26 protein-coding genes and 1 pseudogene are annotated in these 25,049 nt (G+C 67.6%); 18 read left to right on the top strand and 9 right to left on the bottom strand.

Annotated features, from left to right (window positions below; all coding sequences use genetic code 11):
- Positions 1-56: 56 nt before the first annotated feature.
- From AC1RVY_RS00785 to AC1RVY_RS00795, 3 genes are all read right to left on the bottom strand, one after another.
- Positions 57-365, bottom strand: coding sequence for a hypothetical protein (locus tag AC1RVY_RS00785; protein WP_492804894.1), 309 nt, complete (start codon positions 363-365; stop codon positions 57-59).
- Positions 366-482: 117 nt separating this feature from the next.
- Positions 483-1,031, bottom strand: coding sequence for a GNAT family N-acetyltransferase (locus AC1RVY_RS00790; RefSeq protein WP_492804896.1), 549 nt, complete (start codon positions 1,029-1,031; stop codon positions 483-485).
- Positions 1,028-1,645: a helix-turn-helix domain-containing protein gene (locus tag AC1RVY_RS00795; protein ID WP_492804898.1), complete on the bottom strand. Its 618-nt coding sequence runs from the start codon at positions 1,643-1,645 to the stop codon at positions 1,028-1,030. Before AC1RVY_RS00795 ends, AC1RVY_RS00790 begins: the two co-directional genes overlap by 4 nt.
- Positions 1,646-1,916: 271 nt before the next feature.
- Here AC1RVY_RS00795 and AC1RVY_RS00800 point away from each other — a divergent pair, with 271 nt between their 5' ends.
- From AC1RVY_RS00800 to AC1RVY_RS00840, 9 genes and pseudogenes are all read left to right on the top strand, one after another.
- Positions 1,917-3,005 (top strand): DUF6817 domain-containing protein, encoded by a 1,089-nt coding sequence (locus AC1RVY_RS00800; protein ID WP_218294686.1) that lies wholly within the window; start codon positions 1,917-1,919, stop codon positions 3,003-3,005.
- A 103-nt stretch (positions 3,006-3,108) separates the two neighbouring features.
- Positions 3,109-3,906: a MetQ/NlpA family ABC transporter substrate-binding protein gene (locus AC1RVY_RS00805; RefSeq protein WP_218294687.1), complete on the top strand. Its 798-nt coding sequence runs from the start codon at positions 3,109-3,111 to the stop codon at positions 3,904-3,906.
- Between the two features lie 123 nt (positions 3,907-4,029).
- Positions 4,030-5,237 (top strand): annotated as a pseudogene (gene solA / locus AC1RVY_RS00810) (N-methyl-L-tryptophan oxidase).
- A 141-nt stretch (positions 5,238-5,378) separates the two neighbouring features.
- Positions 5,379-5,870: a rhodanese-like domain-containing protein gene (locus AC1RVY_RS00815; protein ID WP_492804901.1), complete on the top strand. Its 492-nt coding sequence runs from the start codon at positions 5,379-5,381 to the stop codon at positions 5,868-5,870.
- 50 nt (positions 5,871-5,920) lie between these two features.
- On the top strand, positions 5,921-6,856 hold the full coding sequence (epsC, locus tag AC1RVY_RS00820; RefSeq protein ID WP_492804903.1) for a serine O-acetyltransferase EpsC: 936 nt from the start codon (positions 5,921-5,923) through the stop codon (positions 6,854-6,856).
- On the top strand, positions 6,853-7,125 hold the full coding sequence (locus tag AC1RVY_RS00825) for a helix-turn-helix domain-containing protein (protein WP_369642671.1): 273 nt from the start codon (positions 6,853-6,855) through the stop codon (positions 7,123-7,125). The genes epsC and AC1RVY_RS00825 overlap by 4 nt, the downstream gene beginning before the upstream one ends.
- Positions 7,126-7,203: 78 nt before the next feature.
- On the top strand, positions 7,204-8,136 hold the full coding sequence (locus tag AC1RVY_RS00830) for a family 2A encapsulin nanocompartment shell protein (RefSeq protein WP_218341054.1): 933 nt from the start codon (positions 7,204-7,206) through the stop codon (positions 8,134-8,136).
- 9 nt (positions 8,137-8,145) lie between these two features.
- Positions 8,146-10,203 (top strand): family 2A encapsulin nanocompartment cargo protein cysteine desulfurase, encoded by a 2,058-nt coding sequence (locus AC1RVY_RS00835; RefSeq protein WP_492804906.1) that lies wholly within the window; start codon positions 8,146-8,148, stop codon positions 10,201-10,203.
- Between the two features lie 196 nt (positions 10,204-10,399).
- Complete coding sequence (locus AC1RVY_RS00840) at positions 10,400-10,951, top strand: NADPH-dependent FMN reductase (protein ID WP_218294693.1); 552 nt, start codon at positions 10,400-10,402, stop codon at positions 10,949-10,951.
- A gap of 168 nt (positions 10,952-11,119) precedes the next feature.
- Here the strand turns inward: AC1RVY_RS00840 and AC1RVY_RS00845 are convergent, their stop codons facing one another.
- A complete protein-coding gene (locus AC1RVY_RS00845; protein ID WP_218294694.1) occupies positions 11,120-11,764 on the bottom strand; it encodes an FMN-dependent NADH-azoreductase in 645 nt (214 codons plus the stop codon).
- Between the two features lie 250 nt (positions 11,765-12,014).
- Between AC1RVY_RS00845 and AC1RVY_RS00850 the strand changes: the two genes are divergently transcribed.
- Positions 12,015-12,962 carry a LysR family transcriptional regulator gene (locus tag AC1RVY_RS00850; RefSeq protein WP_218294695.1) on the top strand — a complete coding sequence of 316 codons (948 nt, stop codon included), beginning with the start codon at positions 12,015-12,017 and terminating at the stop codon, positions 12,960-12,962.
- A gap of 170 nt (positions 12,963-13,132) precedes the next feature.
- Positions 13,133-14,002 carry an HDOD domain-containing protein gene (locus AC1RVY_RS00855; RefSeq protein WP_218294696.1) on the top strand — a complete coding sequence of 290 codons (870 nt, stop codon included), beginning with the start codon at positions 13,133-13,135 and terminating at the stop codon, positions 14,000-14,002.
- A gap of 33 nt (positions 14,003-14,035) precedes the next feature.
- Here the strand turns inward: AC1RVY_RS00855 and AC1RVY_RS00860 are convergent, their stop codons facing one another.
- From AC1RVY_RS00860 to AC1RVY_RS00870, 3 genes are read right to left on the bottom strand one after another with little or no spacing between them, the layout of a single operon-like run.
- A complete protein-coding gene (locus AC1RVY_RS00860) occupies positions 14,036-15,178 on the bottom strand; it encodes an ankyrin repeat domain-containing protein (protein ID WP_492804909.1) in 1,143 nt (380 codons plus the stop codon).
- Positions 15,175-15,795 (bottom strand): sigma-70 family RNA polymerase sigma factor, encoded by a 621-nt coding sequence (locus AC1RVY_RS00865; protein WP_492804911.1) that lies wholly within the window; start codon positions 15,793-15,795, stop codon positions 15,175-15,177. The genes AC1RVY_RS00860 and AC1RVY_RS00865 overlap by 4 nt, the downstream gene beginning before the upstream one ends.
- Before the next feature lie 38 nt (positions 15,796-15,833).
- On the bottom strand, positions 15,834-16,748 hold the full coding sequence (locus tag AC1RVY_RS00870) for a hypothetical protein (RefSeq protein ID WP_492253367.1): 915 nt from the start codon (positions 16,746-16,748) through the stop codon (positions 15,834-15,836).
- Between the two features lie 216 nt (positions 16,749-16,964).
- On the opposite strand from AC1RVY_RS00870, the gene AC1RVY_RS00875 reads away from it, so the two are divergent.
- From AC1RVY_RS00875 to AC1RVY_RS00905, 7 genes are all read left to right on the top strand, one after another.
- A complete protein-coding gene (locus tag AC1RVY_RS00875; protein ID WP_218294700.1) occupies positions 16,965-17,606 on the top strand; it encodes a peroxiredoxin in 642 nt (213 codons plus the stop codon).
- Positions 17,607-17,672: 66 nt separating this feature from the next.
- Positions 17,673-18,257 (top strand): RBBP9/YdeN family alpha/beta hydrolase, encoded by a 585-nt coding sequence (locus AC1RVY_RS00880; RefSeq protein ID WP_369642665.1) that lies wholly within the window; start codon positions 17,673-17,675, stop codon positions 18,255-18,257.
- A gap of 229 nt (positions 18,258-18,486) precedes the next feature.
- The gene (locus tag AC1RVY_RS00885; protein WP_218341062.1) at positions 18,487-19,491 is read left to right on the top strand and encodes a sulfate ABC transporter substrate-binding protein; all 1,005 of its coding nucleotides are present in this window, start codon (positions 18,487-18,489) and stop codon (positions 19,489-19,491) included.
- A gap of 157 nt (positions 19,492-19,648) precedes the next feature.
- On the top strand, positions 19,649-20,500 hold the full coding sequence (gene cysT / locus AC1RVY_RS00890) for a sulfate ABC transporter permease subunit CysT (protein ID WP_218294703.1): 852 nt from the start codon (positions 19,649-19,651) through the stop codon (positions 20,498-20,500).
- Positions 20,497-21,405, top strand: a complete 909-nt coding sequence (cysW, locus tag AC1RVY_RS00895) for a sulfate ABC transporter permease subunit CysW (protein WP_218341177.1) — start codon at positions 20,497-20,499, stop codon at positions 21,403-21,405. Before cysT ends, cysW begins: the two co-directional genes overlap by 4 nt.
- 12 nt (positions 21,406-21,417) lie before the next feature.
- Positions 21,418-22,542, top strand: coding sequence for a sulfate/molybdate ABC transporter ATP-binding protein (locus tag AC1RVY_RS00900; protein WP_218341063.1), 1,125 nt, complete (start codon positions 21,418-21,420; stop codon positions 22,540-22,542).
- A 142-nt stretch (positions 22,543-22,684) separates the two neighbouring features.
- Positions 22,685-23,212 (top strand): disulfide bond formation protein B, encoded by a 528-nt coding sequence (locus tag AC1RVY_RS00905; RefSeq protein ID WP_218294705.1) that lies wholly within the window; start codon positions 22,685-22,687, stop codon positions 23,210-23,212.
- A gap of 80 nt (positions 23,213-23,292) precedes the next feature.
- On the opposite strand, the gene AC1RVY_RS00910 is transcribed toward AC1RVY_RS00905, so the two are convergent.
- A complete protein-coding gene (locus tag AC1RVY_RS00910; RefSeq protein WP_492805363.1) occupies positions 23,293-23,913 on the bottom strand; it encodes a glutathione S-transferase in 621 nt (206 codons plus the stop codon).
- 53 nt (positions 23,914-23,966) lie between these two features.
- Positions 23,967-24,971: an oxygen-dependent tRNA uridine(34) hydroxylase TrhO gene (gene trhO / locus AC1RVY_RS00915; protein ID WP_492253366.1), complete on the bottom strand. Its 1,005-nt coding sequence runs from the start codon at positions 24,969-24,971 to the stop codon at positions 23,967-23,969.
- Positions 24,972-25,049 lie beyond the last annotated feature (78 nt).

Consider the following 25,049-nt stretch of genomic DNA (forward strand, 5'->3'; position numbering starts at 1 on the left):
GGCCCCTGGTCCGTCCAGGCAGGGGCCGGGCAAGGCAATGGGCCCCCGAAAGAGGCTTACAGCAGCCGGACCTCGAAGTACGCGCCGTCTCCTTCCCCCAGGTCGCGAAACCCCGCCTGCCGCGCGGCGACGCTGGCTTTGCCCCATTGCTTGATCAAGGCGAGGTCACCGGCCGACACGATCTCGGGCGGCGATTCTTCCAGGCTGGACATGGTGTCCAGGGCCGCGGCGACCTGCGCGGGGCCGCCGAGATGTTTTTCGAGCTCCCTGGCATAGCGTGCCTCGGCGGCCATGCGCTCCCGGTGTGGCAGCTCTTCAGGGTAGTCGCGCAGGGCGACCGCGTAAGTGGATTCAAGAACTTCCATGGCGCTTCTCCGTAAATGGTTGACTGTATAAATATACAGTTTTATCGAGCGCGCTGCATGCGGGTTGGTCCGGGGCGGGTGCCGGGGGGCGCTGTCCCTGGAGGGACCGGGGAAAGGTCAGATCCGCTTGCAGAAGAACGTGGTGCCGCAGAACGCGCCGTCCGGCATCAGCGCATAGTCGGGCACCACGCCCACGCGCTGCCAGCCGGCGCGCTCGTACAGGCGCTCGGCGTCGCCGCCGGTCACGGTGTCGAGCACGAGCACGGTCTTGCCCTCGGCGCGCGCTGCGTCGTCCACGGCGGCCATGAGCTGCTGGGCGATACCCCGGCGGCGGGCCTGGCGGTGCACCAGCATCTTGGCCACGTCGGCGCGGTGGGGCTGGTTGTCGGGCATGGCGGTGGCGAGCTGCACGGTCCCCACGATGTGGCCTCCCGGGGCCTCGGCCACCAGCAGCACGCGTTCGTTGCGGGCCACGCCGTCGGCCACGCCGCTCCAGAACGCGAGGGCCTTGTCGCGCGGCAGCGGCCACATGAAGCTCACCGACGCCCCACCTTGCACGCAGTCGATCAGCACGTCGGCCAGCGCCGGCACGCTCGCGGCCGCCTCGCGGGCGCTCAGGCGCCGGATGGTGACGGCGGGCGAAGGGGCCCGTATGTCGGTGGTCATGGTTTTCTCCTCGGGGTGGGGGATGCGAAGCGGGCAGGCGGCAGGCCCAGCGTGGTGAGCGCCACCAGGTAGCGCGCGGGCCGCGTGCCCGGGTTGTGGAACACGATGGGCTGGTTGAGCTGCATGGCCAGGCAGTCCCCCGCGCCCAGCGCCCAGGTGGTGGTGCCCACGGTCAGGTCCATGCGGCCTTCCTCCAGCCAGACCTGCTGGTGGATGTCGGCATCGTGCACGGCCGAGTCGAGGGCGACGCGCTGGCCGGGCGGAAACTCCACCTCCACCAGCTGCAGCGGCGAGGGCGCGGGCGGCGACAGCCGGCGGCGCACATAGCCCGAGGCCGGGTCCTGCCAGCGGGGCTGGTCGGCGGCCCGGATCAGGGGCGAGGGCAGGGCCTCGCCCTCGCCATCGGTGCCGTCCTCGAAGAAGGAGGCGAGTGCCACGCTCAGCCCGACGGCCAGTTTGTCCAGCACGGCGGCCGTGGGGCTGCTCTGGCCGCGTTCGATCAGCGAGATGTTGGAGCGGCTCACGCCGCTGCGCTCGGCCAGCGTGTCCAGTGAGTAGCCCCGGGTATCGCGCAGCTCGCGCAACCGGCGGGCGATGCGGTGGTTGATGTCCATGGTGGCAGTTTAATGGAAATTTATTCCATAAAACTGGAAATTGGTGGCGGCAAGCTCACGGACGGGAGCGTGTCGCGGGATGGGGATGCGGCAGATGGGAGACTTTTTGCTTCTGTTTTAATAGCTGAAAGCGTAAATTCAGAAAGCGCTGCAGCCATTTTTTATCGAATTGATACACCCACGTGGCCTTGGCGGCCCGCGCCAGCCGCGCTGATACTGTGTGTACTTTGCATTTCGATCTGCCAGAACAACCGCCGGAGACATTCAGACCATGACGCTGCCTTTTCACACGCTCGACCCCGACCTGTTTGCCCGTGCCCAGCCACTGCTGGATGAAGAGTGGCTGGCGCGCGACGCCGACCTCGCGCCCGCGCTGCCCACGGTGCTCGCACGCAACGTGGGGCAGGACTGGCACAAGGCGGGCACCTTCCGCCACCATCTGGTGGGCGTGGCGCGCTCGCTCACCGTGTGGCGGCAGCCGCGCGATGTGCGCCTTCTGGGGCTGCTGCACAGCGTGTATGGCAATGCCTTCGTGGACCTGGTGAAGTTCGACCCCGCCCGGGAGCGTGCGCGCGTGCGCGAGATCGCGGGCGAATCGGCCGAGCACCTGGTCTACCTGTTCTGCACGCAGTCGCGCACGCAGTTCGTGCAGCGCGTGCTGGCCGGGCAGCTGGAGCCCGATGGCAGCCTGGCGCTGGAGAAGGACGGCGTGCGCCACGTGCTCACGCCCTACGAGGTGGCGGCGTTCATCATCGTAAGCATGGCCGACACCATCGAGCAGTGGTTCAGCTGGCAGGACGACATCTTTTCGCGCTTCCCCGCGGTGCAGCACCGTCCCCAGCCGGTGCACTGGGCCGCGTCGCTGTGGCCCGGGCCGATGCGGCCGAGCGGACGCATGGTCTCGCAGATCAACGGCCTGGGCCTGGCGCTGCAGCACCCGGGCCTCCAGGGCCTGCTGCCCACGCCGCCCGTGTTTGCCCATTGCACGCAGCCGCTGGCGGCGGCGGACGAGGCGGCGGCCGCCTCGCTGTACTGGTCGGTGATCCAGCAGGACCAGCCGCTGGTGGACCTGGATGTGGCCACCGGGGTGCTGGAAAGCGCGGTCCGTCACAACCCCTGGGTGGGCGAGCCACAGATGGTGCTGGCGCAGCTGTATCTGTCGGCGGGCCGCAGGCAGGACGCCAGGGCGGCGGCGGACAGCGCGCTGCAGCTGTTCAGCGCCTGGGGGAATTCGTGGGACAAGCGGGTGCAGTGGGACGCCTGGGTGGCCTGGACGCGCATTTTGCTTCAGGGCGCGACGGTGGAAGGCACCTGGCCCGAGCGACTGGACAAGCTCAACAACGTCGCGCTGCGAGGGTGACAAACGTTATTCATATTAATTGTAAGAACATAAAAACTTATTCGTTCCTGTTTTATCGGGAAAACCCTAGGATGCCTGCATCTCTTAACGAAAGGTGTCTTCCGTGAACAAGCGCTCGCTGCTGCAAACCACTCTCGCCCTGGCCCTCGCCGCCGGCTTTTCGACCGGCGCCCTGGCGCAGGACAAGCCCCTGAAGATCGGCGTGACGGGCGGCCCCCATGCGCAGATCTTCGAAGTGGTCAAGAAGGTCGCCGAGAAGGACGGCCTCAAGATCCAGGTCGTCGAGTTCAGCGACTACGTGCAGCCCAATGCCGCGCTGTCGGCCGGCGACCTCGATGCCAACAGCTACCAGCACAAGCCCTACCTGGATGCCCAGGTCAAGGACCGTGGCTACAAGCTGGTGCCCGTGGGCTATACCGTCAATTTCCCGATCGGCCTGTATTCCAAGAAGGTCAAGAAGCTCGAAGACCTGAAGGAAGGCGCCAAGTTCGGCATTCCCAACGACCCCACGAACGGCGGCCGCGTGCTGCTGGTGCTGCAGGACAAGGGCCTGATCAAGCTGCGTGACGGCGCCGACCTGAAGGCCACGCCGCTGGACGTGGTGAGCAACCCCAAGAAGCTTAAGTTCGTGGAACTCGATGCCGCCCAACTGCCCCGCTCGCTGGATGACCTGGACGCCTCGGCCATCAACACCAACTTCGCGCTGTCGGCCGGCCTGAACCCGGGCAAGGACGCCATCGCGCAGGAAAACGCCAAGAGCCCCTACGTCAACCTGATCGCCGTGCGCGAAGCCGACAAGGACAAGCCCTGGGTGGCCAAGCTCGTGAAGGCCTACCACTCGGAAGAAGTGCGCAAGTTCATCCAGACCGAGTTCAAGGGTTCGGTGCTGCCAGGCTTCTGATGCTTCCAGCTGCCGGTGCCTGAACGGGCCCCGGGACGGCTTGTTCGCGGGCGTGCCGCACCCTGCGCGGCGCCATGGTGCCGCCCGGCCACCTGCTGCCGGTGCTGATCATCGGATCGTTGCATGGCACATTTCGACAGTATCGTCGTCGGCCTCGGGGCCGTGGGCTCCGCCACGCTGTACCAGCTGGCGCGGCGCGGGGCCAGGGTGCTCGGGCTGGACCAGTTCCAGCCGCCGCACAGCCTGGGCTCCTCGCACGGCCAGACCCGCATCACCCGGCTGGCGGTGGGCGAGGGCGACGAATACGTGCCCCTGGTGCGCCGCTCGCACGAGATCTGGCGCGAACTGGAGGCCGCGACCGGCCAGCCCATCTACACCCGCACCCACGGCCTGGTGCTCGGTCCGCGCGATGGCGCGCCGCTGCACCAGGGACGCCGCCTGGACTTCGTGCACAACACCATCGAGATCGCGCGCCGCCATGGCATAGACCACGAGGTGCTGGACCATGCCGACCTGCGCCGGCGCTACCCGCAGTTCCAGCTCAACGACCACGAATTCGCCTACTGGGAGCGCGACGCCGGCTTCGTGCGGCCCGAGGCCGCCATCAGCGCCCAGTTGCACCAGGCCCAGGTGCATGGCGCCACGGTGCAGACAGGGGTGCGCGTGACCGGCCTCGCGCGCGAAGGCGGGCACCTGCGGGTGGACACCACGCAGGGCCGCTACAGCGCCGGCAGGTGGTGCTGGCCGCGGGCCCCTGGCTCCCGGGCCTGCTGGGCCAGGAGCTGCGGCATGCCTGGGCACCCCGGCTGGCGGTGTACCGCCAGGTGATGTTCTGGTTCGACGTGGGGGCCGCCAGGCCCTCGTTCGAGCCCGGGGTGTTTCCGGTCTTCATCTGGACCTTTCGCGACGGACCGGACGACTCGATCTATGGGTTCCCGATCGCGGATGCGGGCGCGCCGGCCTTCAAGGTGGCCACCGCACAGTACCTTGAGACCACCACCCCGGACACCGTGGACCGCACCGTGGCCGATGCCGAGAAGCACAGCATGCTGCAGCGCCACGTGCTGCCGCGCTTTGATGCCCCGGCCGCCCGCTGCACCGACGCCCGCGCCTGCCTGTACACCGTGACTCCCGACCACGGCTTCGTCGTCGACCGGCTGCCCGGCTGGCCAGGCGTGCACGTGGCCTCCGCCTGCTCGGGCCATGGCTTCAAGCACTCGGCCGCCGTGAGAGAGGCCCTGGCGCAGCAGGTGCTGGACCTGCCGGAGCGCCTGGATCTGCGGCCCTTTGGCCATGCCCTGCACGGGTTGGCAGCCACAGGGTTTGCCTGAACAAACTCAAGGATGTTTTGGTTTTATAGAAACCAAATTTTATTCTTTTGGGTTTTATGAGAAGGGTTCTAGAGTGAACACATTGTTCACGGCAGCCCCGCCCATGAGGGCTGCGAAACCCTAGCCTCAAGGACCCCTGCCATGCTTTCATCCGCCATCCAGGACACCCAGGACGCTGTGCTCGCACAGGAACTGGAATCCGCCCGCTCGGTCGCACTGGCGTCCGGCCTGCCCTATGCGGGCGGCGTTGCGCCCACCGTGGCGTGGAAACTCGTCCTGGCCGGCGATGCCGTGCTGGTGGACGTGCGCTCGGCCGAAGAGCTGAAGTTCGTCGGCCAGGTGCCGGACAGCCTGCACGTGCCCTGGGCCACGGGCACCGCCCTGCAGCGCAACCCGCGCTTCGTGCGCGAGCTGGAGGCCCGCCTGGCCAGCCACGGCGGCAAGGAGGCCACGGCGCTGCTGCTGTGCCGCAGCGGCAAGCGCTCGGCGCTGGCGGCCGAGGCGGCGGCCAAGGCCGGCTTCACCCGCGTCTTCAACGTGCTCGAAGGCTTCGAGGGCGAGATCGATGGCCACAAGCAGCGCGGCCATGCCGATGGCTGGCGCTTTCACAACCTTCCCTGGATCCAGGACTAGCCCCGGGGCACAGCCCGCCTCCACGACTGAACCACAGCTTCCCTTTCCCCATGGCCGTCTTCAACATCGAACCCATCGTGCAGTCGCTGCACGCCGTGCGCCGCGACTGGCGCAGCCTGCAAAAGCGCTCCCAGGAGCCGGGCGGGCGCGAGTTCCCCTCGCGCGATGCGCTGGCCGACATCGTGGAACAGCTCAAGGGCGTGCTGTTTCCCATGCGCCTGGGCCCGCCCGATCTGCGCCAGGAGAGCGAGGACTTCTATGTAGGCCACACGCTGGACGCCGCCCTGCACGCGCTGCTGGCGCAGATCCGCCTGGAGCTGCGCTATGTGCTGCGCCACCAGCCGGTGGAAGAGCAGAACATCGAAAAGCGCGCCGTGCAGGCGGCACGCACTTTCGCCGCGGCGCTGCCCGAGACGCGCAGCCTGCTCGACAGCGACGTGCTGGCCGCCTACCACGGCGATCCGGCCGCGCGCAGCGTGGACGAGGTGCTACTGTGCTACCCCGGCATCCTGGCCATGATCCACCACCGCCTGGCGCACACGCTGTACCAGCTGGAGCTGCCGCTGCTGGCGCGCATCGTGGCCGAGCAGGCGCATGCGCAGACCGGCATCGACATCCACCCCGGCGCGCAGATCGGCGCGGGCTTCTTCATCGACCACGGCACGGGCGTGGTGATCGGCGAGACGGCGGTGATCGGCGAGCGCGTGCGCGTCTACCAGGCCGTCACCCTGGGCGCCAAGCGCTTTCCCACCGACGAGGAGGGCCACCTGCAAAAGGGCCTGCCGCGCCACCCGGTGGTGGAGGACGACGTGGTCATCTATGCCGGCGCCACGGTGCTCGGCCGTGTCACGCTGGGGCGCGGCGCCACCATCGGCGGCAATGTCTGGATCACGCACGACGTGCCTGCCGGCGGCAACGTGACCCAGGCCCTGTCGCGCCACAACGGGCACCACGACGGCGAAAAGCCCGGGGTGGCCACGGCATGAGCGAGGTGCTGGTACGCAGTTTCGGCACCGCCGTGCGGCGCCTGCGCGAAGCGCGCGGCTGGTCGCAGGAGCAACTGGCCGAGCATGCCGATCTCAACCGGTCCTATGTGGGCGAGATCGAGCGTGGCCGCGCCATCGCCTCGCTGGTCACCATTGACAAGCTCTCGCAGGCCCTGGGCGTGAGCAGTGCCACGCTGCTCGGACATTGCGACGAATTGAACAGCGCCCATGTGCTGAAAGGCACGCGATTGGCGGCTATAGCATGTTGAAGCGATAGCGGGGGAATCCGACACTGGCTGGGAATCGAAACCTGTTCGTTTACCAACCTTTCTGATACGGAGCCTCACATGACGGCAACAGTGGGCGGCACGACCGCCCTGGGCGACAACGCAGCACGGCAACTTGCCAACGCGACCAAGACCACCGCACAACTCTCGACCATCTCGCCGCGCTGGCTCACGCACCTGCTGCAGTGGGTGCCGGTCGAAGCGGGCATCTACCGCCTCAATCAGGTCAAGAACCCCGAGCTGATCAAGGTCACCTGCACGGCCCGCGAGGAAGAGAACCAGTTGCCGCGCACCTTCGTGGACTACGAAGAGAACCCGCGCGAGTTCTTCCTGAATGCCGTGAGCACCGTGCTCGATGTGCACACCCGCATCTCCGACCTGTACAGCAGCCCGCACGACCAGATCAAGGAACAGCTGCGCCTGACGATCGAGACGATCAAGGAAAACCAGGAGAGCGAGCTCATCAACAACCCCGACTACGGCCTGCTGGCCCAGGTGACGGAAGAGCAGCGCGTGTTTCCGCTCACCGGCGCGCCCACGCCGGACGACCTGGACGAGCTGCTCACCAAGGTCTGGAAGGAGCCCGCCTTCTTCCTGGCCCACCCGCTGGCGATCGCCGCCTTCGGTCGCGAGGCCACGCGCCGTGGCACGCCGCCGCCCACGGTGAGCCTGTTCGGCTCGCAGTTCATCACCTGGCGCGGCATTCCGCTGATCCCTTCGGACAAGGTGCCTGTGGCCGATGGCAAGAGCAAGATCCTGCTGCTGCGCGTGGGCGACAAGCGCCAGGGCGTGGTCGGCCTGTTCCAGCCCGGCCTGCCGGGCGAGCAGAGCCCCGGCCTGTCGGTGCGCTTCATGGGCATCAACAACCATGCCATCGCGTCCTACCTGATCTCGCTGTACTGCTCGCTGGCCGTGCTCACGCCCGATGCGCTGGCCGTGCTGGACGACGTGGAGATCAACAAGTACCACGACTACCCCGACACCTACAAGTAAAGCGGCCGCGTGGTGACCACTCCATCCTCCCTTCCTGCCAGCGTGCCCGCCACGCTGCAGCCGCCGATCGACCCGGCGCTGCTGGCCGGGCTGGCGACGGCCCTGTTCGCGGCCCGGCCTGGCGAAGAGTCGCGCTTTGCCGGGCCGGCCGCAGGCCGGCCCTCCACGCCACCGGGCTCGCTGCCTGGTGCGGGGCAGGGAACGCCCTGGCCGCCTGGCGTGCAGGCGCCCGTCAACATCGCACCGGCCGGCTCGCCGCTGGTCAGCCCGGCGGGCTTTGGCCCCGGCGTGCCCGGCACCCCCATCCCGCAAGGGCTGGTGCCGGGTGCCAACCTGGTGCCGGCCTCGCCCACGCCGCTGGCCTCGCTGGCGCACCGTGCGCCGGCCCTGCTGCCGCATGCGGTGGCTGGCAACGGCGTACCCGACTCGGTGATCAGCACCTTGCCGGCCTACGAGCCGCGCTTTGGCAGCGGCGTGCTGGGGGTGCCCGAGGCGGCGCAGCCTTCCGCACCACCCGTCCCATCGACAGCATCGCCGTACTACTTTCTCGGTGAGCGCCATGGCCACCCGCTGGCGGCCGACCGCGCACCGCAGGTGGCACCGCCCGACGGGCATGGCGCCGTTCCCGGCGGGCTCGATGCCCTGGCGCGCCTGCCTTTTGCCGCACCCGAAGTGCCGCGCGTGGGCTCGCCCACGGCCGGCACCGGCGTGCCCAGCACGGTGCCATCGACCGAGCCGCGTTTCTACTTCGCCGACGCCGTGGTGCTGCCCGGCGGCTACACCACGCCCGGCCGTGCCCCGGCTGCCGGCAGCGTCCCGCAGGCCGACCGCAGCGCCCACCCCGCGTTCGACGTGCATGCGGTGCGCCGCGACTTCCCGGTGCTGCAGGAGCGCGTGAATGGCCGCCAGCTCGTCTGGTTCGACAATGCGGCCACCACGCACAAGCCGCAGTCGGTCATCGACCGCATCAGCCACTTCTACGCGCACGAGAACTCCAACATCCACCGCGCAGCACACGAGCTGGCAGCACGCGCCACGGACGCCTATGAGGGCGCACGCCAGCGCGTGCAGCGCTTCATCAACGCGCCCGATGTGAACGAGGTGATCTTCGTGCGCGGCACCACCGAGGCCATCAACCTGGTGGCCAAGAGCTGGGGCGCGCAGCATGTGGGCGAGGGCGACGAGATCATCGTCAGCAACCTCGAGCACCATGCCAACATCGTGCCCTGGCAACAACTGGCCGCCGCCAAGGGCGCGCGCCTGCGCGTGATCCCGGTGGACGACTCGGGCCAGGTGCTGCTCGATGAGTACCAGAAGCTCTTGAACGACCGCACCAAGATAGTGGCAGTCACCCAGGTCTCCAACGCCCTGGGCACCGTGGTGCCGGTCAAGGAGATCGTGGCCCTGGCCAAGCGGGCGGGTGCCACGACCCTGGTCGACGGCGCGCAGTCGGTCTCGCACATGCGGGTGGACGTGCAGGACCTCGGGGCCGACTTCTTCGTGTTCTCGGGCCACAAGGTCTTCGGGCCCACCGGCATCGGCGTGGTCTGGGGCAAGCGCGCCGTGCTCGAAGACATGCCGCCCTGGCAGGGCGGCGGCAACATGATTGCCGATGTGACCTTCGAGAAGACCGTGTTCCAGCCCATCCCGAACAAGTTCGAGGCCGGCACCGGCAACATCGCCGACGCCGTGGGCCTGGGCGCCGCCATCGACTACGTGAACCGGGTGGGCATCGAGAACATCGCGCGCTACGAGCACGAACTGCTGGTCTACGGCATGCGCCACCTGGGTGCGATCCGCGGCGTGCGGCTCATCGGCACGGCCGACGACAAGGCCAGCGTGATGTCCTTCGTGCTCGCGGGCTACACCACGGAAGAGGTGGGCAAGGCGCTCAACGAGGAGGGCATCGCCGTGCGCACAGGCCACCACTGTGCCCAGCCCATCCTGCGCCGCTTCGGCGTGGAGACCACGGTGCGGCCTTCGCTGGCGTTCTACAACACCTTCGACGAGATCGACCGCCTGGTGGCCGTGGTGCAGCGCCTGGCCGGGCAGCGGCGCGCGGGCTAGCGGCCGACCGGGCGGGCCTTCATGGCGGCGCAATACGCTATACAAAATGCAGCAATTGCGCCGGGCCCGCCGCCCTGCGTTTTCACGGGGCTGTGGCTATCATGGCAAGCGCTGTGTACAGCATGGCCCGGTACGTTCCGGTCGATGCCATGCGGTGCTTTTTTTCTCCGTTGTCGTCCATTCACAAGGAGTTTTCATGAGCAATGTCCAGATCGCCGTCATCGTCGGCAGCCTCCGCAAGGATTCCTTCAATCGCCAGCTGGCCACCGCCATCGCGCGGCTGGCACCGGCGGATTTCCAGTTCACGCAGTTGCGCATTGACGACCTGCCTTTGTACAACCAGGACGACGATGGCCAGCAGGCCGCGCCAGTGTTGCGCCTCAAGCGCGAGATCCAGGCCGCGCAGGGCGTGCTTTTCGTGACGGCGGAGTACAACCGGTCCATCCCCGGCGTGCTCAAGAACGCCATCGACCATGCGTCGCGGCCCTATGGCCAAAGTGCATGGGCGGGCAAGCCCGCGGGCGTGATCGGCGCGTCGGTGGGGGCCATCGGCACGGCCCTGTCGCAGCAGCACCTGCGCAACGTGCTGGCCTACCTTGACATGCCCACCCTGGGCCAGCCCGAAGCATTCATCCATGCCAAGGATGGTCTTTTCGATGCCGATGGCAACGTGGGCGAAGGCAGCAGGAAGTTCCTGCAAGGCTGGGTGGACAAATACGTGGCCTGGGTGAAGGCGCACGCGGCCTGAACGGCCGCGCTATCTGCACCTTTGGCGTCAGCGCGCGCAGGGGCGCAGATGCCGCTCGAAGAAGCTCAGAGGGTCTGCGATCACGGCTGCCCTGATGCGGGGGGCCGCCGGCGGCAGCAGTTGCGGTGCAGCCGGCTGGCGGCGGTCCAGCCCGGCTGCGGATGCCGCTCAGGCTGCCTGTGCCACCCGGGCCTGGTTGGCCGCTACGGTGGTGTGGGCCTGCAGGTCACGGTCGGCATTGGCCAGGGCCGCTGCCTTGGCGTCCGGGCCCATGCCCACGCCTTCGGCGCGCACGAAGCGCACGTCGGTGATGCCGAAGAAACCGAACACGACCTTCAGGTAGCTTTCCTGGTGCTCCAGGGCCTGGCCGCCTTCGCTGGTGGAATACACGCCGCCGCGGCTGGACGCCACGATCACCGTCTTGCCCCCGGCCAGGCCCACGGGGCCCTTGTCGGTGTACTTGAAGGTGCGGCCCGTCTGCGCGATGCGGTCGATCCAGGCCTTGAGCTGGCTGGGTATCGAGAAGTTGTACAGCGGAGCGCCGACCACGATCACGTCGGCGGCCAGGAACTGGCTCACCAGCGCTTCGGACACGGCGTTTTCCTGGCGCTGGAGTTCCGTCGCCGCGGCCTGGCCGGTGCGAAAGCCCAGGGAGTCGGATGACAGGTGCGAAGGCGCCTGGGCGGCGAGGTCGAGGTACTGCACGCTGGTGCCGGGGTGGCTGGCCTGCCATGCGCCCACGATGCGGGCGGTGAGTTCGCGGGAGACGGATTGTTCGCCGGTGATGGCGGAATCGATGTGAAGCAGTTGCATGAGAGAACTCCTTGGGGGTGTGTCAGTGGTGGGACCACGGCGTGTGGCCATGGGATGAATTGTGGGGACGCATCAAAATGTTGATAAGGTAGTGAACTTGCGATAGATTGTTCTATCCATAGAACGATCAGGGCGTGTGATGCGCCTTGCCCTACCGTGGGACCTCCATGCCGGTGATCGTTGGGCGCGGGCACAGGCCTTGTGGTCCCGGCTTTCGCGGGCACGTCAACGTGCACAACACGCTCTCACCATGCAAGACCTCAACGACATGCTGTATTTCGCCGAAGTGGTGGAGCGGGGCGGCTTCGCCGCCGCCGGGCGGGCGCTGGGGATCCCCAAGTCGCGCCTCTCTCGGCGCGTGTCGGATCTGGAAACGCAGCTGGGCGTGCGGCTGTTGCAGCGCACCACGCGCAAGCTCTCGCTCACCGAGGTGGGAGAAGCCTATCTGCGCCATTGCCAGGCCATGCGGGAATCCGCCCAGGCGGCTGCCGACACCGTGGCCCAGGTGCAGACGGCACCGCGGGGCACCATCCGCGTGAGCTGTCCGGTGACGCTGGCGCAGACCGTGCTGGCCGAGCTGATGCCGCAGTTTCTTTCCACCTACCCCGAGGTGCGGGTGGAGATGCTGGTGAGCAACCGCGCCGTGAACCTGGTGGAGGAAGGCATCGACGTGGCGCTGCGCGTGCGGCCCTCGGTGGAGGACAGCGGCAGCATGGTCGTCAAGCGCCTTGACCATGCAACCCAGATCCTGGTGGCCAGCCCGGACCTGCTGATCCGCCAGGGCACCCCCGAGACACTGGAGGACCTGGGGCGGCTCGACAGCATCGCCATGTCGGCGCCCGATGGCCGGTCCACCTGGAACCTCATCGGGCCCGGCGGTGTGCACCAGGTGGTGCACCACGCCCCCCGCTACGTGGCCGATGACCTGCTGACCCTCAAGATCGCGGCGATGGCGGGCACCGGCATCTGCTGGATGCCGGACTACATGTGCTCCGAGGAAATACGGGCGCGCCGGCTGGTGCGGGTGCTGCCGGACTGGGCTCCCCTGCCCGCCATCGTGCATGCGGTGTTTCCATCGCGCCGGGGCCTGTCCCCGGCGGTGCGGCGTTTTCTGGACTACCTGGGCGAGGCCATGCCCGGACGCAGCAGCCTGAGCACCCGCCAGGCCCTGATGGGGGTGGACGGGGCGGATATCTGAGCCGTGGCTGCGGCGCGGCGCGCCCGGCGTGCGGCATCGCCGGCCGTGGAAAAGACGGTGCCCCACCCGTGCCGCGCCTGCGCCCCGCCTTTTGGCGCCACAATGCAACGAATTGCAACTGTGCGGGCAACCCCTGTGTGTACCGTACCGGGGCGGCCCGGTGATTCTTCGTGACCGCTCCACACCCCATCGATCAAGATATCCGGCAAGCCCGCGTGCACCCTGCGGTGCGGGCCATCGTGGTCCCGCCGTGCCCCGAGTCGCTGCTGCGCCTGCAGCAGATCGTGGCCGCGCCCGAGCTGGACTCTGCCGCCCTGGAGCAACTGGCCTCCTCGGACGTGGCCCTGGCCGCCGCCGTGATGCGGCTGGCCAACAGCCCTCTGTATGGCCTGGCCCAGCCGGTGCAGACCGTGGGCATGGCGCTCACGGTGCTGGGTCTGCAGCCGGCGGTGGAGCTGCTGTCGGCCTTCATCACGCGCAATGCCCTGCAGGTGCGGTCTCCGCTGCTGGAGCATTTCTGGGAAAGCTCGCAGCGCCGCGCCATCGCGTGCGAGCACATCGGCCACCAGCTCTACAGCTTTGACCCGGGCCTGGGCTACAGCTTCGGGCTGTTCTGCCATGTGGGCATGCCCGTGCTGGTGAAGGCCGTGCGGGGCTATGCCGGCACCGTGACCGAGGCCCTGGCCCGCAAGGACCGCACCTTCACCCAGACCGAAAACGCCAGCCACCGCACCGACCACGCGGTGATGGGCGCCATCGTGGCCCGCACCTGGCACCTGCCGGGGGATGTGGCGCAGGCCATCTGGCTGCACCACGACTTTGCGTGCCTGGGCGATGAGCGCTTCAACCCCACGGTTCGGCACCTCGTGGCGCTGGGCCTGCTGGCCGAGTACCTGGTGAACCACCACGACAGCCTGGCCCCCACGCGCGAATGGCTGCAGCATGGCCAGGCCTGCATGCAGCATCTGCATGTGACGCAGGATGAGCTGGACCACTGGATCGACGCGCTGCACCCGGCTTTCGAGGCCGTGCGGTTCTGAGCCTGGACACTCCCTGCGCTGGAGGTTCCGCGGCTAGCGTTGTTCAGCCTCGATGAGGTCCGCAATGCGCGCATGTCCCCGTTGCCGGGCTTGCTGCGCCGCGTTCAGGCCTTCGCGGTCCACCAGGGTTCGGTTGGCGCCCAGGGCCAGGAGTTTCTGGACGGCGGTGGCCTGGCCGTGGATGGCCGCGAGCATCAGTGCCGTCCTGCCAGCGCTGTCGCGGGCGTCGATGGGCGCGCCCTGACGAACGAGGCTTTCCACCTGGAGGGGGTCGCCTGTACGGGAGGCTTCCCACAACTGCTGCGACAACAAGGCGCTGGAACCCGCATCGGCGCTGGGTGCGGTGGCAGCAAGTTTGCCGTTCGCAGCATTGCCGCCTTGTAGGCTGCGGGCCGCAGCAGCGGCGGCAGGTGCCGCAGCGGATGGCATGGCCTGGGGCTGTGGCACCACTTCCCTCGAAGCGGCACCATCTTGCGCAACGGAGCGCTCGCGCATCTCGGCGCGGGGGGCTGGCGCAGCGGAGGGCGCGGGGGGCGGTGCGGGACGGGGCGTGATGGCCTTCTCGGCCGTCATGGGCGGCGATGCGGGAAAGCCTGAAACGGCCCCGGCTGCGCTGTGGCCCGGTGAGGACTCGGCCTCGGGGGCCGCGATTGCGGGGGCCGGTGCCGGTACAGTCTTGGCCAGTGGCCTGGCCTGGCCTGGCGCCGCAGACGCAGGTTTTTGTGCCGTGGACCTGGCCGGTGGGATCGCCGTGTCGCGGGCACGGTCTGGCAAACCCGCAGCGGCCGATGGCGCCGTTGAGTTTGTTTCTGCCGCTGGGGCCGTGGAAGGTGCAGGTGCGGGAGCTGGCAAAGCGGCGGGGGCTGGCGCTTCGGCCCGGCGCTGGCCATAGGCGACTTCTTTTTCTTCGGGCGTCCCGCGCTCGAATTGCAGCATCAGCAAGCCAGTCAGCCCCACCACGGCCACGGTGGCCAGGGCCGAGATCTTCCAGCGCGACTGGTTGGCGGCGGCACGGGTGGGTGGGGCTGCCGTGGGTGATGGGGCCGTGGCGGCTGCTGCCGCCAGCATCTGCGCATGCGCGCGCACAGCATCGCGCACCTGCGCGCCGGGGCGGGCATCTTCCTGCGCGCTGGCTTCGCGGTATCGCCGGACCAGTTCGTCGTCTGGCGCGCTCATGCTGCAAACTCCTTGAGGTGCTGGCGAAGGCTGGCCCGCGCATAACGCAGGCGGCTCTTGGCGGTTTCAAAATTCACGCCCGTGGCCTGTGCAATCTCCTGCACGCTGAGGTCACCTTCGGCCTGCAGCAGAAAGGCCTCCCGCTGTTCGAGGGGCAGTTGCTCCACGGCGGCGATCAGCGCCGCCGCCTGCTCGCGGGACTGCAACTGCCGCACCGGCCCGAAGCCGGAGTCGGCCACCAGCGTGTCCGCCAGGCTGCGCGCGTCATCGTCGTCGCTCGCGTCCAGGCTGGCGTGGTTCTTGGCGGTGCGCAGGTGGTCGACCAGCCGGTTGTGCGCCAGGGTGAACAGCCAGGTGCGGAATTTCGCCTTCACCTCGTAGCTGCCGGCATGGCGCGCCACGGCAAACCAGACATCCTGCAGCAGGTCGTCGGCCACGGCCTGGACCTTGACGCTGCGAAACACGAACCGCCACACCGCCAGTTCGTGCCGGCCATACAGCGCGTCGAATGCGCCAATGTCTCCCCCGGCATAACGCAGCATGAGCATCTCGTCGGTTTCGTCCGTGGGGGCGGGGGAGGGGGCGGTCGGCACCCGCGCATTATGCGAGGCCCTCATGCACCGGCGGGCCTGTGCGGGGCGGAAGCCCTCAAGGCCTACCTCGGGTCGGGCACATAGGACAGGTTGTCCGACTGCGGAAATGCGCGGGGCACATGCGGCCGGGCCAGTGGCTCGCGGATCACGCCGCTGGCGACCAGGTTTTCGCGGCTGTCATACCGGATGCTGATCACTTCATTGGGCTGGTCCTGCAGGCGCGTGAAGGTGGTGTGCGAGACGACCGAGGTCTCGCGCTGGCCATGCGCCGTTCCCAGCTTGGGAGACGGCATGGGCGCCGCCTTGGCCACACTGTCCGCAGCCATCGACCGTGCGGAAGACTCGGCTTCCGAGGAGGGGGCGGGTGCCGCAGCCGCGGGTGCTGCCGATGGCGAGGGCAGATGGGGGACAGGCTCCTCGCGCAGGCGTCCCAGGCTGTTGCCGTTGCCGCCGCTGTTGTCGCGGCGCTGGCTCTGGCTGTAGGGCTCGGGGGTGACGGCGGGCGAGGGCACGGGCGCCTGTTCGCGGAACAGCGCGACACCGATCACGCCCACGTGGGCCGGGCGGCCCGTGCGGCTGGCGTAGGAGTTGGCAATGCTGGAGAACTCGAAGGCCGCGACCTGGCTGTCGCTCTTGCGCCAGCCGGTGATCTGGTAGCGCTCGTAGGGCGAAAACACATAGCCGCGCTGGTCCCAGGCGGCGGTTTCACCGCTGAGCACATTGACGCCATCCACCGAGGGCACGGCCAGCACCCGTTCACCCGAGCGGTTGCGCACCGTGATGGCGTAGCGCGCGCCAGGGCGGCCAGCCACCCAGTATTCGCCCTTGGCGTAGTGCACCGGCAGCGTGGTGCCCGTGTCGCGATCCACGATGGTGACATCGGCCAGGCGGCCAATGGCCTGGGCCGGCAGGCTGGCCACTGCCAGCAAGGCGGCCAGCGCGGTGAGTGCGGGAAGGGTGAATGAACCGGGTTTCATGGCAGCTCCATCAAAGTGTTGTTGGTGCTGGGTGAAACGAACGGGGCGGGGGAATGGGGTTAAGGCTTCCAAAAAATCGCAGCCTCGGCAGGCGCTGGAGGTGGTCCATCAGCCTTTTGTTAGACGTTTTGGCGATTAAGTAAGAGCAATATATTCGTTTGGGTTTTAAAGGACCGATCGGAGAATCCTCCCTCAGACATTGAAGGAGCGTTCCACATGGCCACCTTGCGACTCGGCGACACCGCCCCCGACTTCACCCAGGAATCCACCGCCGGCACCATCCGTTTCCACGAATGGGCCGGTGATTCGTGGGTCGTGCTGTTCTCGCACCCCGCCGATTTCACGCCCGTCTGCACCACCGAACTGGGCAAAACGGCTGCCCTGGGCGGCGAATTTGCAAAGCGCAACGTCAAGCCCATCGCCGTGAGCGTGGACCCTGTCGATTCGCACAACCGCTGGGTGGGCGACATCAACGACACGCAGAACACCACCGTCAACTTCCCCATCCTGGCCGATGCGGACAAGAAGGTGGCAGACCTCTACGACATGATCCACCCCAACGCATCCACCACGGTCACGGTGCGCAGCGTGTTCATCATCGATCCCAAGAAGGTCATCCGCACCACCTTCACCTACCCCGCCAGCACGGGGCGCAATTTCGACGAGATCCTGCGCGTGATCGACTCGCTGCAACTCACCGACAGCCACAAGGTGGCCACTCCCGCCAATTGGAGGGACGGCGACGACGTGATCATCGTGCCCAGCCTGCAGGACCCGGCCGAGATCGCGCTGCGCTTTCCCAAGGGCTTCAAGGCGGTGCGCCCCTACCTGCGCATCACGCCCCAGCCCAACAAGTAAGCAGAAGAAGCAAGACACAACAGGGCAGGGCCGCGGCGCGAGGCTGTGGCGGACCCTCTGATTTCCGTGAGCACCTCCACCTCCATCATCATCGTTCCCGGCTGGCGCGACTCCGGTCCCGGCCACTGGCAAAGCCTGTGGGCCGAGCGCATCCCGCACGCCCGCCGCGTGGTGCAGGACGACTGGATCACGCCCACGCGGTCTGCCTGGGTGGGCCAGCTTGAAAAGACCGTGCTCGCGGCGCCCGGCCCGGTGGTGATCGTGGCGCACAGCCTGGGCTGCATCGCCACGGCCCACATCGGCCCCGAAGCGGCTGCCCGTGTGTGCGGCGCGCTGCTGGTGGCCCCGGCCGACCCCGAGCGCCGGGCCGTGCTGAGCGACTTCGCGCCGGTGCCCTATGCCGCGCTGCCGTACCGCAGCATCGTGGTGGCCAGCAGCAACGATCCGTATTGCCCCATTCGCTTGGCGGGCGCCTATGCCCGTGCCTGGGGCAGCGAGTTCGTGCGCATGCAGAACGCCGGGCACATCAACATCGAGTCCGGCCATGGAGAGTGGCCCCTGGGCTGGGCGCTGCTGCAGTCGCTGGAGGGCGAACACGGCGCCCTGCAGCCATCCGCCGCCCATCCACACGCCACGTCGGCGGCATTCTGATTGCTATATTTTTAATAGCTTCCTGCGCTTGATCATCAAGCGCTGCGGGCTATTTTTTCTTGAAATCCGTCGCCAGGACGCTTGCCAGGCCCGCTGGCAATCACCAGCCGGCCCGCCATTGAAAATCTATATTCCAATAGCTGATTATTTAACAAGAATATATTCTTTTGAGTTTTAAGCACGGCTCCGCACAATGGAGCATCTCCAGTACTTTTCGGGCGAAGGCACCATGACCTCTTTGAAACTCAAGACCCTTCTGGCCACCATGGCCCTGGCTGCCAGCGGCATGGCCGCTGCACAGAATTCGCTGCTCAACGTGTCGTACGACGTGGCCCGAGAGTTCTACAAGGACTACAACGCCGCCTTCGCTGCCCACTACAAGAAGACCACCGGCCAGGACGTGAAGATCGACCAGTCGCACGCCGGCTCCAGCGCCCAGGCGCGCGCCGTGAACGACGGCCTGGCGGCCGACGTGGTGACCATGAATACGACGACCGACGTGCAGTTCCTCGCCGACAGCGGCGTGGTCGCCAAGGACTGGGCCAAGAAATTCCCGCACGACGCATCGCCCACCACCTCGACCATGCTGTTCCTGGTGCGCAACGGCAACCCCAAGGGCATCAAGGACTGGGAAGACCTGATCAAGCCCGGTGTGCAGGTGATCGTGGTGAACCCCAAGACCGGCGGCAACGGCCGCTATGCCTACCTGGCCGCCTGGGGCGCCGTGCGCGAAAAGGGTGGCACCGAGGCGCAGGCCGCCGAATTCGTGGGCAAGCTCTACAAGAACGTGCCCATCCTGGCCAAGGGCGGCCGCGATGCCACGGCCACCTTCCTGCAGCGCAATCAGGGCGATGTGCTGATCACTTTCGAATCCGAGGTGGTCTCCATCGACCGCGAGTTCGGCGCCGGCAAGGTTGATGCCATCTACCCCTCGGTGAGCGTGGTGGCCGAGAACCCCGTGGCCGTGGTGGAACGCACCGTGGCCAAGAAGGGCACCGCCCAGCTGGCCAAGGCGTACCTGGACTACCTGTACTCCGAGGAAGCCCAGGAAATCGCCGCCAAGCACGCGATCCGCCCGCGTTCTGAAACGGTGCTCAAGAAGTACGCCGATACCTTCAAGCCGCTCAAGCAGTTCACGGTGGCCAAGTACTTCGGTTCGCTGACCGAAGCGCAGAAGGTGCACTTCAACGACGGCGGCCAGTTCGACAAGCTCTACACGCCCGGCGCCAAGTAGTAGTGGACAACCCCCTGAGCCGCTGTGCGGCTTCCCCCTTCTCTGGGCTATCGCCGGGAAGGGGGACGACGCCAGCGCCGCGGGGCGGCCCTTGCGCGGCGTCTGCTGGCTTGGGTCGCGCCGGTTCCTACCGACGATGCGCAATGGATAACAACATATGAACGGTAAAAAAAGCGCACCAAGAAGCGCTAGGAGGGTATTGCCCGGCTTTGGGCTGACCCTGGGCTACACGCTTTTCTATCTGAGCATCATCGTGCTGATCCCGCTGTCGGCACTGATCTTCAAGACCTTCACGCTGACCTGGGAGCAGTTCTGGGCGGCCATCAGCGCGCCGCGCGTGATGGCCTCCTACCGGCTGACCTTCGGGGCCTCGTTCCTCGCGGCGCTGGTCAACCTGGTGTTCGGCCTGCTGATCGCCTGGGTGCTGGTGCGCTACAAGTTTCCGGGCAAGAAGATCGTCGATGCACTGGTGGACCTGCCGTTCGCGCTGCCCACGGCGGTAGCCGGCATCTCGCTGACCGCCTTGCTGGCCGGCAACGGCTGGGTCGGCAGCATCCTGGAACCCCTGGGCATCCAGCTGGCGTTCAAGCCCGCGGGCATCGTGATCGCGCTCATCTTCATCGGCCTGCCGTTCGTGGTGCGCACCGTGCAGCCCGTGCTGGAAGACGCCGAAAAAGAGCTGGAAGAGGCCGCCACCTGCCTGGGCGCCACGCGTCTGCAGACCTTCACCAAGGTCATCCTGCCCTCCATCACGCCCGCGCTGCTCACCGGCTTTGCCATGGCATTCGCGCGGGCGGTGGGGGAATACGGCTCGGTGATCTTCATCGCTGGCAACATGCCCATGGTGTCTGAAATCACGCCGCTGATCATCATCGGCAAGCTCGAGCAGTACGACTACGCCGGCGCCACCGCCGTGGCCGTGGTCATGCTGGTCATCTCGTTCATCCTGCTGCTCATCATCAACGCACTACAGGCATGGCAGCGACGCCACGCGGGGGCTCCAGCATGAGCGGCAACAACTCCCGGACTATCCGCCGCGCACAGGCGGGCACGACTGAAGCGCCCTGGGTCCGCTACACGCTGATCACCATCGCGCTGGCCTTCATGCTGCTGTTCCTGGTGCTGCCGCTGGCCGCCGTGTTCGCCGAGGCGTTGCGCAAGGGCTTCGGGGCCTACCTCGAAGGCCTGCGCGAGCCCGATGCCTGGGCGGCCATCAAGCTCACGCTGATCACCGCTGTCATTGCCGTGCCGCTGAACCTCGTGTTCGGCGTCGCGGCCGCCTGGTGCATCGCCAAGTACGAGTTCAGGGGCAAGGCGTTCCTGACCACGCTGGTGGACCTGCCGTTTTCCGTCTCTCCCGTGGTGGCGGGCCTGATCTACGTGCTGATGTTCGGCGCGCAGGGCTGGTTCGGCCCCTGGCTGCAGGCGCATGACATCAAGATCATCTTCGCCGTGCCGGGCATCGTGCTGGCCACGGTGTTCGTGACCTTCCCGTTCATCGCGCGTGAGCTGATCCCGCTGATGCAGGCGCAGGGCAACGACGAAGAGCAGGCCGCCATCGTGCTGGGCGCCACCGGCTGGCAGACCTTCTGGTACGTGACGCTGCCCAACATCAAATGGGGCCTGCTGTACGGCGTGATCCTGTGCAATGCGCGCGCCATGGGCGAGTTCGGCGCGGTGTCCGTCGTGTCCGGCCACATCCGTGGGCAGACCAACACCATTCCGCTGCACGTCGAAATTCTCTACAACGAGTACCAGTCCGTGGCCGCGTTCGCCGCTGCATCGCTGCTGGCCTTGCTGGCCCTGGTCACGCTGGTCATCAAGACCATTGCCGAACACCGCAACGAGCAGGCCTTGAAAGCCGCCGCCGAGTTGCCCCCCGAGCGGCCCGCACCCGCGCCAGCCGTCCGCTGAAGGAAGAAGACCATGAGCATTGAAATCCGTAACGTCAGCAAGCAGTTCGGCGACTTCCAGGCGCTGCGCGACGTGAGCCTGGACATCGCATCGGGCGAACTCATCGCGCTGCTCGGCCCCTCGGGCTGCGGCAAGACCACGCTCTTGCGCATCATCGCCGGCCTGGAGACGGCCGATGTGGGCACCATCCACTTCAGCGGCGAGGACACCACCGACGTGCACGTGCGCGAGCGCAACGTGGGCTTCGTGTTCCAGCACTACGCGCTGTTCCGCCACATGACCGTGTTCGAGAACGTGGCCTTCGGCCTGCGCGTGAAGCCCCGTGGCGAGCGCCCGAGCGAGGCGCAGATCAAGCAGAAGGTAACCGACCTGCTCAAGCTCGTGCAGCTCGACTGGCTGGCCGACCGCTACCCCTCGCAGCTCTCGGGCGGCCAGCGCCAGCGCATCGCGCTGGCCCGCGCCCTGGCGGTGGAGCCCAAGGTGCTGCTGCTGGACGAGCCCTTCGGCGCGCTGGACGCCAAGGTGCGCAAGGAACTGCGCCGCTGGCTGCGCCGCCTGCACGACGAGCTGCACGTGACCAGCATCTTCGTCACGCACGACCAGGAAGAGGCACTGGAGGTGGCCGACCGGGTGGTCGTGATCAACCAGGGCCGCATCGAGCAAAGCGGCTCGCCCCAGCAGGTGTGGGACCAGCCCGCGAGCCCGTTCGTCTACGGCTTCCTGGGCGACGTGAACCTGTTCCACGGCCGGGCGCACGAGGGCCTGGTGCACCTGGAGGGCATGCAGATCGACTCGCCCGAGCACCAGGGCGCGCAGAACGCCAAGGCTTTTGCCTATGTGCGCCCCCACGACCTGGATGTGGAGCGCTACTCCCCGGGCGCCGGGCTCGACGCCCAGGGCCGCCCGCGCGGCATCGTGGCGCAGCTGAGCCGTGCCATCGTGGTGGGCCCGATCGCGCGCCTGGAACTTATTCCATCCCAGGATCACAAACCAGCGGACAATGCGTCCCCGGAACACTTGATCGAAGCGCAGATACCTGCGCAGCAGTTCAAGGAGATGGGGTTCAAGGAGGGCGAAACGCTGGTGGTGACGCCGCGCCGCGCCCGTGTTTTTCTGGACCACGCCGCCGGGATCTGATTCCCCCGAGCCGCTGCGCGTCTTCCCCCTGGGCGGACGTACCCGGTGGACTGGCGGGGCCAGATCCACGGGTGCACTGGTGCGGGGCACGCCCGTTTCGCCGGCGGCACCGTTTGCAACGGCTATTGATGAGGGATAAGAAATGAACTGGTTGACTGCGGCCCCGCGCCGTGTGCTGGCGCTGATCAGCGTGGCGTGTGTGGCGATGCTCGCCTTCGGCATGTACCTGCAGCATGTGGTGGGCCTGGAGCCTTGCCCCATGTGCATCGTGCAGCGTTATGCTCTCATTGGTGTAGCAATCTTCGCAGGTCTGGCAAGCGCTAGGGACGCTAAAGGCTGGTGGATGGGCTGGGGCGTGCTGGCCCTGGTGGCCTCGGGCTTCGGCGCCTTCGTGGCGGCCCGCCAGAGCTGGCTGCAGTGGTACCCGCCCGAGGTCGCCACCTGCGGCCGCGACTTCTACGGAATGATCGAGAACTACCCCATCAGCCGCGCCATTCCCATGATCTTCCGGGGCTCGGGCGACTGCGCGGCGGTGGACTGGACCTTCCTGGGGGGCTCGATCGCCAACTGGTCGTTTGTCTGCTTCGTGGGTTTCGCGGTGGTGCTGCTGGCGCTGCTGGTGCGCGGCATGCGCGGTGGCCGCCGTGGCGGCGGGCTGTCCATGGCCTGAGTTTTCCAGGCTTCGTTTCAAGGCAAAGGCGCCCCTCGGGGCGTCTTTTTTGTGGCTAGACCGCGTGGGCCCGCCCGGGCTCAGGCGAAATCTGCTTCGGCAAACGGAAACGCCACACCCTCCGTGCCATCCATCCACGCCGGCAGTTTGGGCATCACGCTGGCCAGCAGTGGTGATGACTGCCAATCAGCCAGCCAGGCCTGTAAATGCGGCCAGGGCTGGGCCGCCCACCAGCCCACGTCGATGCCCGCGAACTGGCGCACGAACGGGGCGATCGCCATGTCGGCCAGCGCTGCATGTGCGCCGAACAGGTGGGGCTGGGCAGACAGGCGCGCATCCAGCGTGCCCAGCCAGGCGGTGGCCGCCGCGCGTTCGGCCCCGATGTCCGCACCCGGGTGGCGGCTGGGGTACTTGCAGCGGTCCAGGGCCTGCTTGAAGGGGCCGTCGCATTCGGCAATCAGCGCCAGCATCTCTGGCACCGTGCTCCCGGCGGGCGCGAGCCAGCCTTCGGGGTCGTGCTGCTGCAGCGCCCACAGCATGATGTCCAGGCTCTGCTCCAGCACGCGGCCATCGGGCCGGATGAGCACCGGCACGGTGCCCTTGGGCGAGGCCTGCAGCAGGCCCTGGGGCTTGTTCTTGAGCACCACCTCGCGCAGTTCGCAGTCCTGGCTGCTCACGGCCAGGGCCAGCCGGGCGCGCATCGCATAGGGACAGCGGCGGAACGAATACAGAACGGGCAGGGCGGTGGCGGTGCTCACTCGGTGTCGTCCTTTTGGGGGGCGCCTTCCGGGGCTCCGCCGTGCACGCGCACTGGCGTGCCGGGCTGGCGCGCGCCGATGTGTTCCTGCCCGCGCCGGGCGGCCAGCTGCATCTGCCGCTCGCGCTCGGCCAGGGCGCGTTCCTGCTCGGGCGTGCGGGTGCCGTGGCAATAGGGGCAGCTCACGCCCGCCACGTAGTGCGGCGACTGCAGCTCCGCTTCGCCCAGGGGCATGCGGCACGAGCGGCACAGCTGGTGGTGCCCGGGCACCAGGCCGTGACCCACCGACACGCGCTCGTCGAACACAAAACAGTCGCCATGCCAGCGGCTGGTTTCCTCGGGCACGGTCTCCAGGTACTTGAGGATGCCGCCTTCGAGGTGGAAGACCTCCTCGAACCCCTGCGATTTGAGGAATGCGGTGGATTTTTCGCAGCGGATGCCGCCCGTGCAGAACATGGCCACGCGGGGTTTGCCCGCCAGCACGCCGCCGGGTCCCGATTGCGCGGCCACCCAGGCCGGAAACTCCGCAAAGCTCCTGGTGTGCGGGTTGACGGCGCGCTCGAACGTGCCGATGCCCACCTCGTAGTCGTTGCGTGTGTCCACCACCACCACGCCGGGGTCGCCGATGAGCGCGTTCCAGTCCTCGGGCTTCACATAGGTGCCCGCGTTGCGGGCCGGGTTCAGGCCCGGTACGCCCAGGGTGACGATCTCGCGCTTGAGTCGCACGCGCATGCGGTAGAACGGCATGCGCTGCGCGTGCGCCTCCTTGTGCTGCAGTGCTGCAAAGCGCGGATCGCTGCGCAGCCAAGCCAGCACGGCCAGCACATCGGCTGGCTCGCCCGCGATGGTGCCGTTGATGCCCTCGGGCGCCAGCAGCAGCATGCCGCGCACGCCACGCTCGTCGCACAGGGCCTGCAGCGGCGCGCGCAGCGCGGCGCAGTCGGGCAGATCGACAAACTGGTAGAGGGCGACGGTGAGAAAGCGGGGTGTGACCGAGTGCACAAGAAATGGGAAAGCGGGAAACAGAAGGTCGATGATAGCCGTCACTTTTCGTTACGATGAGCGGTCGCCAACGCTGCA

Source organism: Acidovorax sp. GW821-FHT11A03, from assembly GCF_058809075.1.

Coding starts and splice junctions, on each gene's coding strand:
- AC1RVY_RS00800 (WP_218294686.1), top strand. CDS start 1,917: ATGACGCTGCCTTTTCACACGCTCGACCCCGACCTGTTTGCCCGTGCC.
- AC1RVY_RS00840 (WP_218294693.1), top strand. CDS start 10,400: ATGAGCAATGTCCAGATCGCCGTCATCGTCGGCAGCCTCCGCAAGGAT.
- AC1RVY_RS00875 (WP_218294700.1), top strand. CDS start 16,965: ATGGCCACCTTGCGACTCGGCGACACCGCCCCCGACTTCACCCAGGAA.
- AC1RVY_RS00885 (WP_218341062.1), top strand. CDS start 18,487: ATGACCTCTTTGAAACTCAAGACCCTTCTGGCCACCATGGCCCTGGCT.
- epsC (WP_492804903.1), top strand. CDS start 5,921: ATGGCCGTCTTCAACATCGAACCCATCGTGCAGTCGCTGCACGCCGTG.
- AC1RVY_RS00785 (WP_492804894.1), bottom strand. CDS start 365: ATGGAAGTTCTTGAATCCACTTACGCGGTCGCCCTGCGCGACTACCCT.
- AC1RVY_RS00850 (WP_218294695.1), top strand. CDS start 12,015: ATGCAAGACCTCAACGACATGCTGTATTTCGCCGAAGTGGTGGAGCGG.
- AC1RVY_RS00795 (WP_492804898.1), bottom strand. CDS start 1,645: ATGGACATCAACCACCGCATCGCCCGCCGGTTGCGCGAGCTGCGCGAT.
- AC1RVY_RS00790 (WP_492804896.1), bottom strand. CDS start 1,031: ATGACCACCGACATACGGGCCCCTTCGCCCGCCGTCACCATCCGGCGC.
- AC1RVY_RS00910 (WP_492805363.1), bottom strand. CDS start 23,913: ATGCGCGCCCGGCTGGCCCTGGCCGTGAGCAGCCAGGACTGCGAACTG.
- AC1RVY_RS00825 (WP_369642671.1), top strand. CDS start 6,853: ATGAGCGAGGTGCTGGTACGCAGTTTCGGCACCGCCGTGCGGCGCCTG.
- cysT (WP_218294703.1), top strand. CDS start 19,649: ATGAACGGTAAAAAAAGCGCACCAAGAAGCGCTAGGAGGGTATTGCCC.
- AC1RVY_RS00860 (WP_492804909.1), bottom strand. CDS start 15,178: ATGAGCGCGCCAGACGACGAACTGGTCCGGCGATACCGCGAAGCCAGC.
- AC1RVY_RS00815 (WP_492804901.1), top strand. CDS start 5,379: ATGCTTTCATCCGCCATCCAGGACACCCAGGACGCTGTGCTCGCACAG.
- AC1RVY_RS00865 (WP_492804911.1), bottom strand. CDS start 15,795: ATGAGGGCCTCGCATAATGCGCGGGTGCCGACCGCCCCCTCCCCCGCC.
- AC1RVY_RS00905 (WP_218294705.1), top strand. CDS start 22,685: ATGAACTGGTTGACTGCGGCCCCGCGCCGTGTGCTGGCGCTGATCAGC.
- AC1RVY_RS00845 (WP_218294694.1), bottom strand. CDS start 11,764: ATGCAACTGCTTCACATCGATTCCGCCATCACCGGCGAACAATCCGTC.
- AC1RVY_RS00830 (WP_218341054.1), top strand. CDS start 7,204: ATGACGGCAACAGTGGGCGGCACGACCGCCCTGGGCGACAACGCAGCA.
- AC1RVY_RS00900 (WP_218341063.1), top strand. CDS start 21,418: ATGAGCATTGAAATCCGTAACGTCAGCAAGCAGTTCGGCGACTTCCAG.
- AC1RVY_RS00870 (WP_492253367.1), bottom strand. CDS start 16,748: ATGAAACCCGGTTCATTCACCCTTCCCGCACTCACCGCGCTGGCCGCC.
- cysW (WP_218341177.1), top strand. CDS start 20,497: ATGAGCGGCAACAACTCCCGGACTATCCGCCGCGCACAGGCGGGCACG.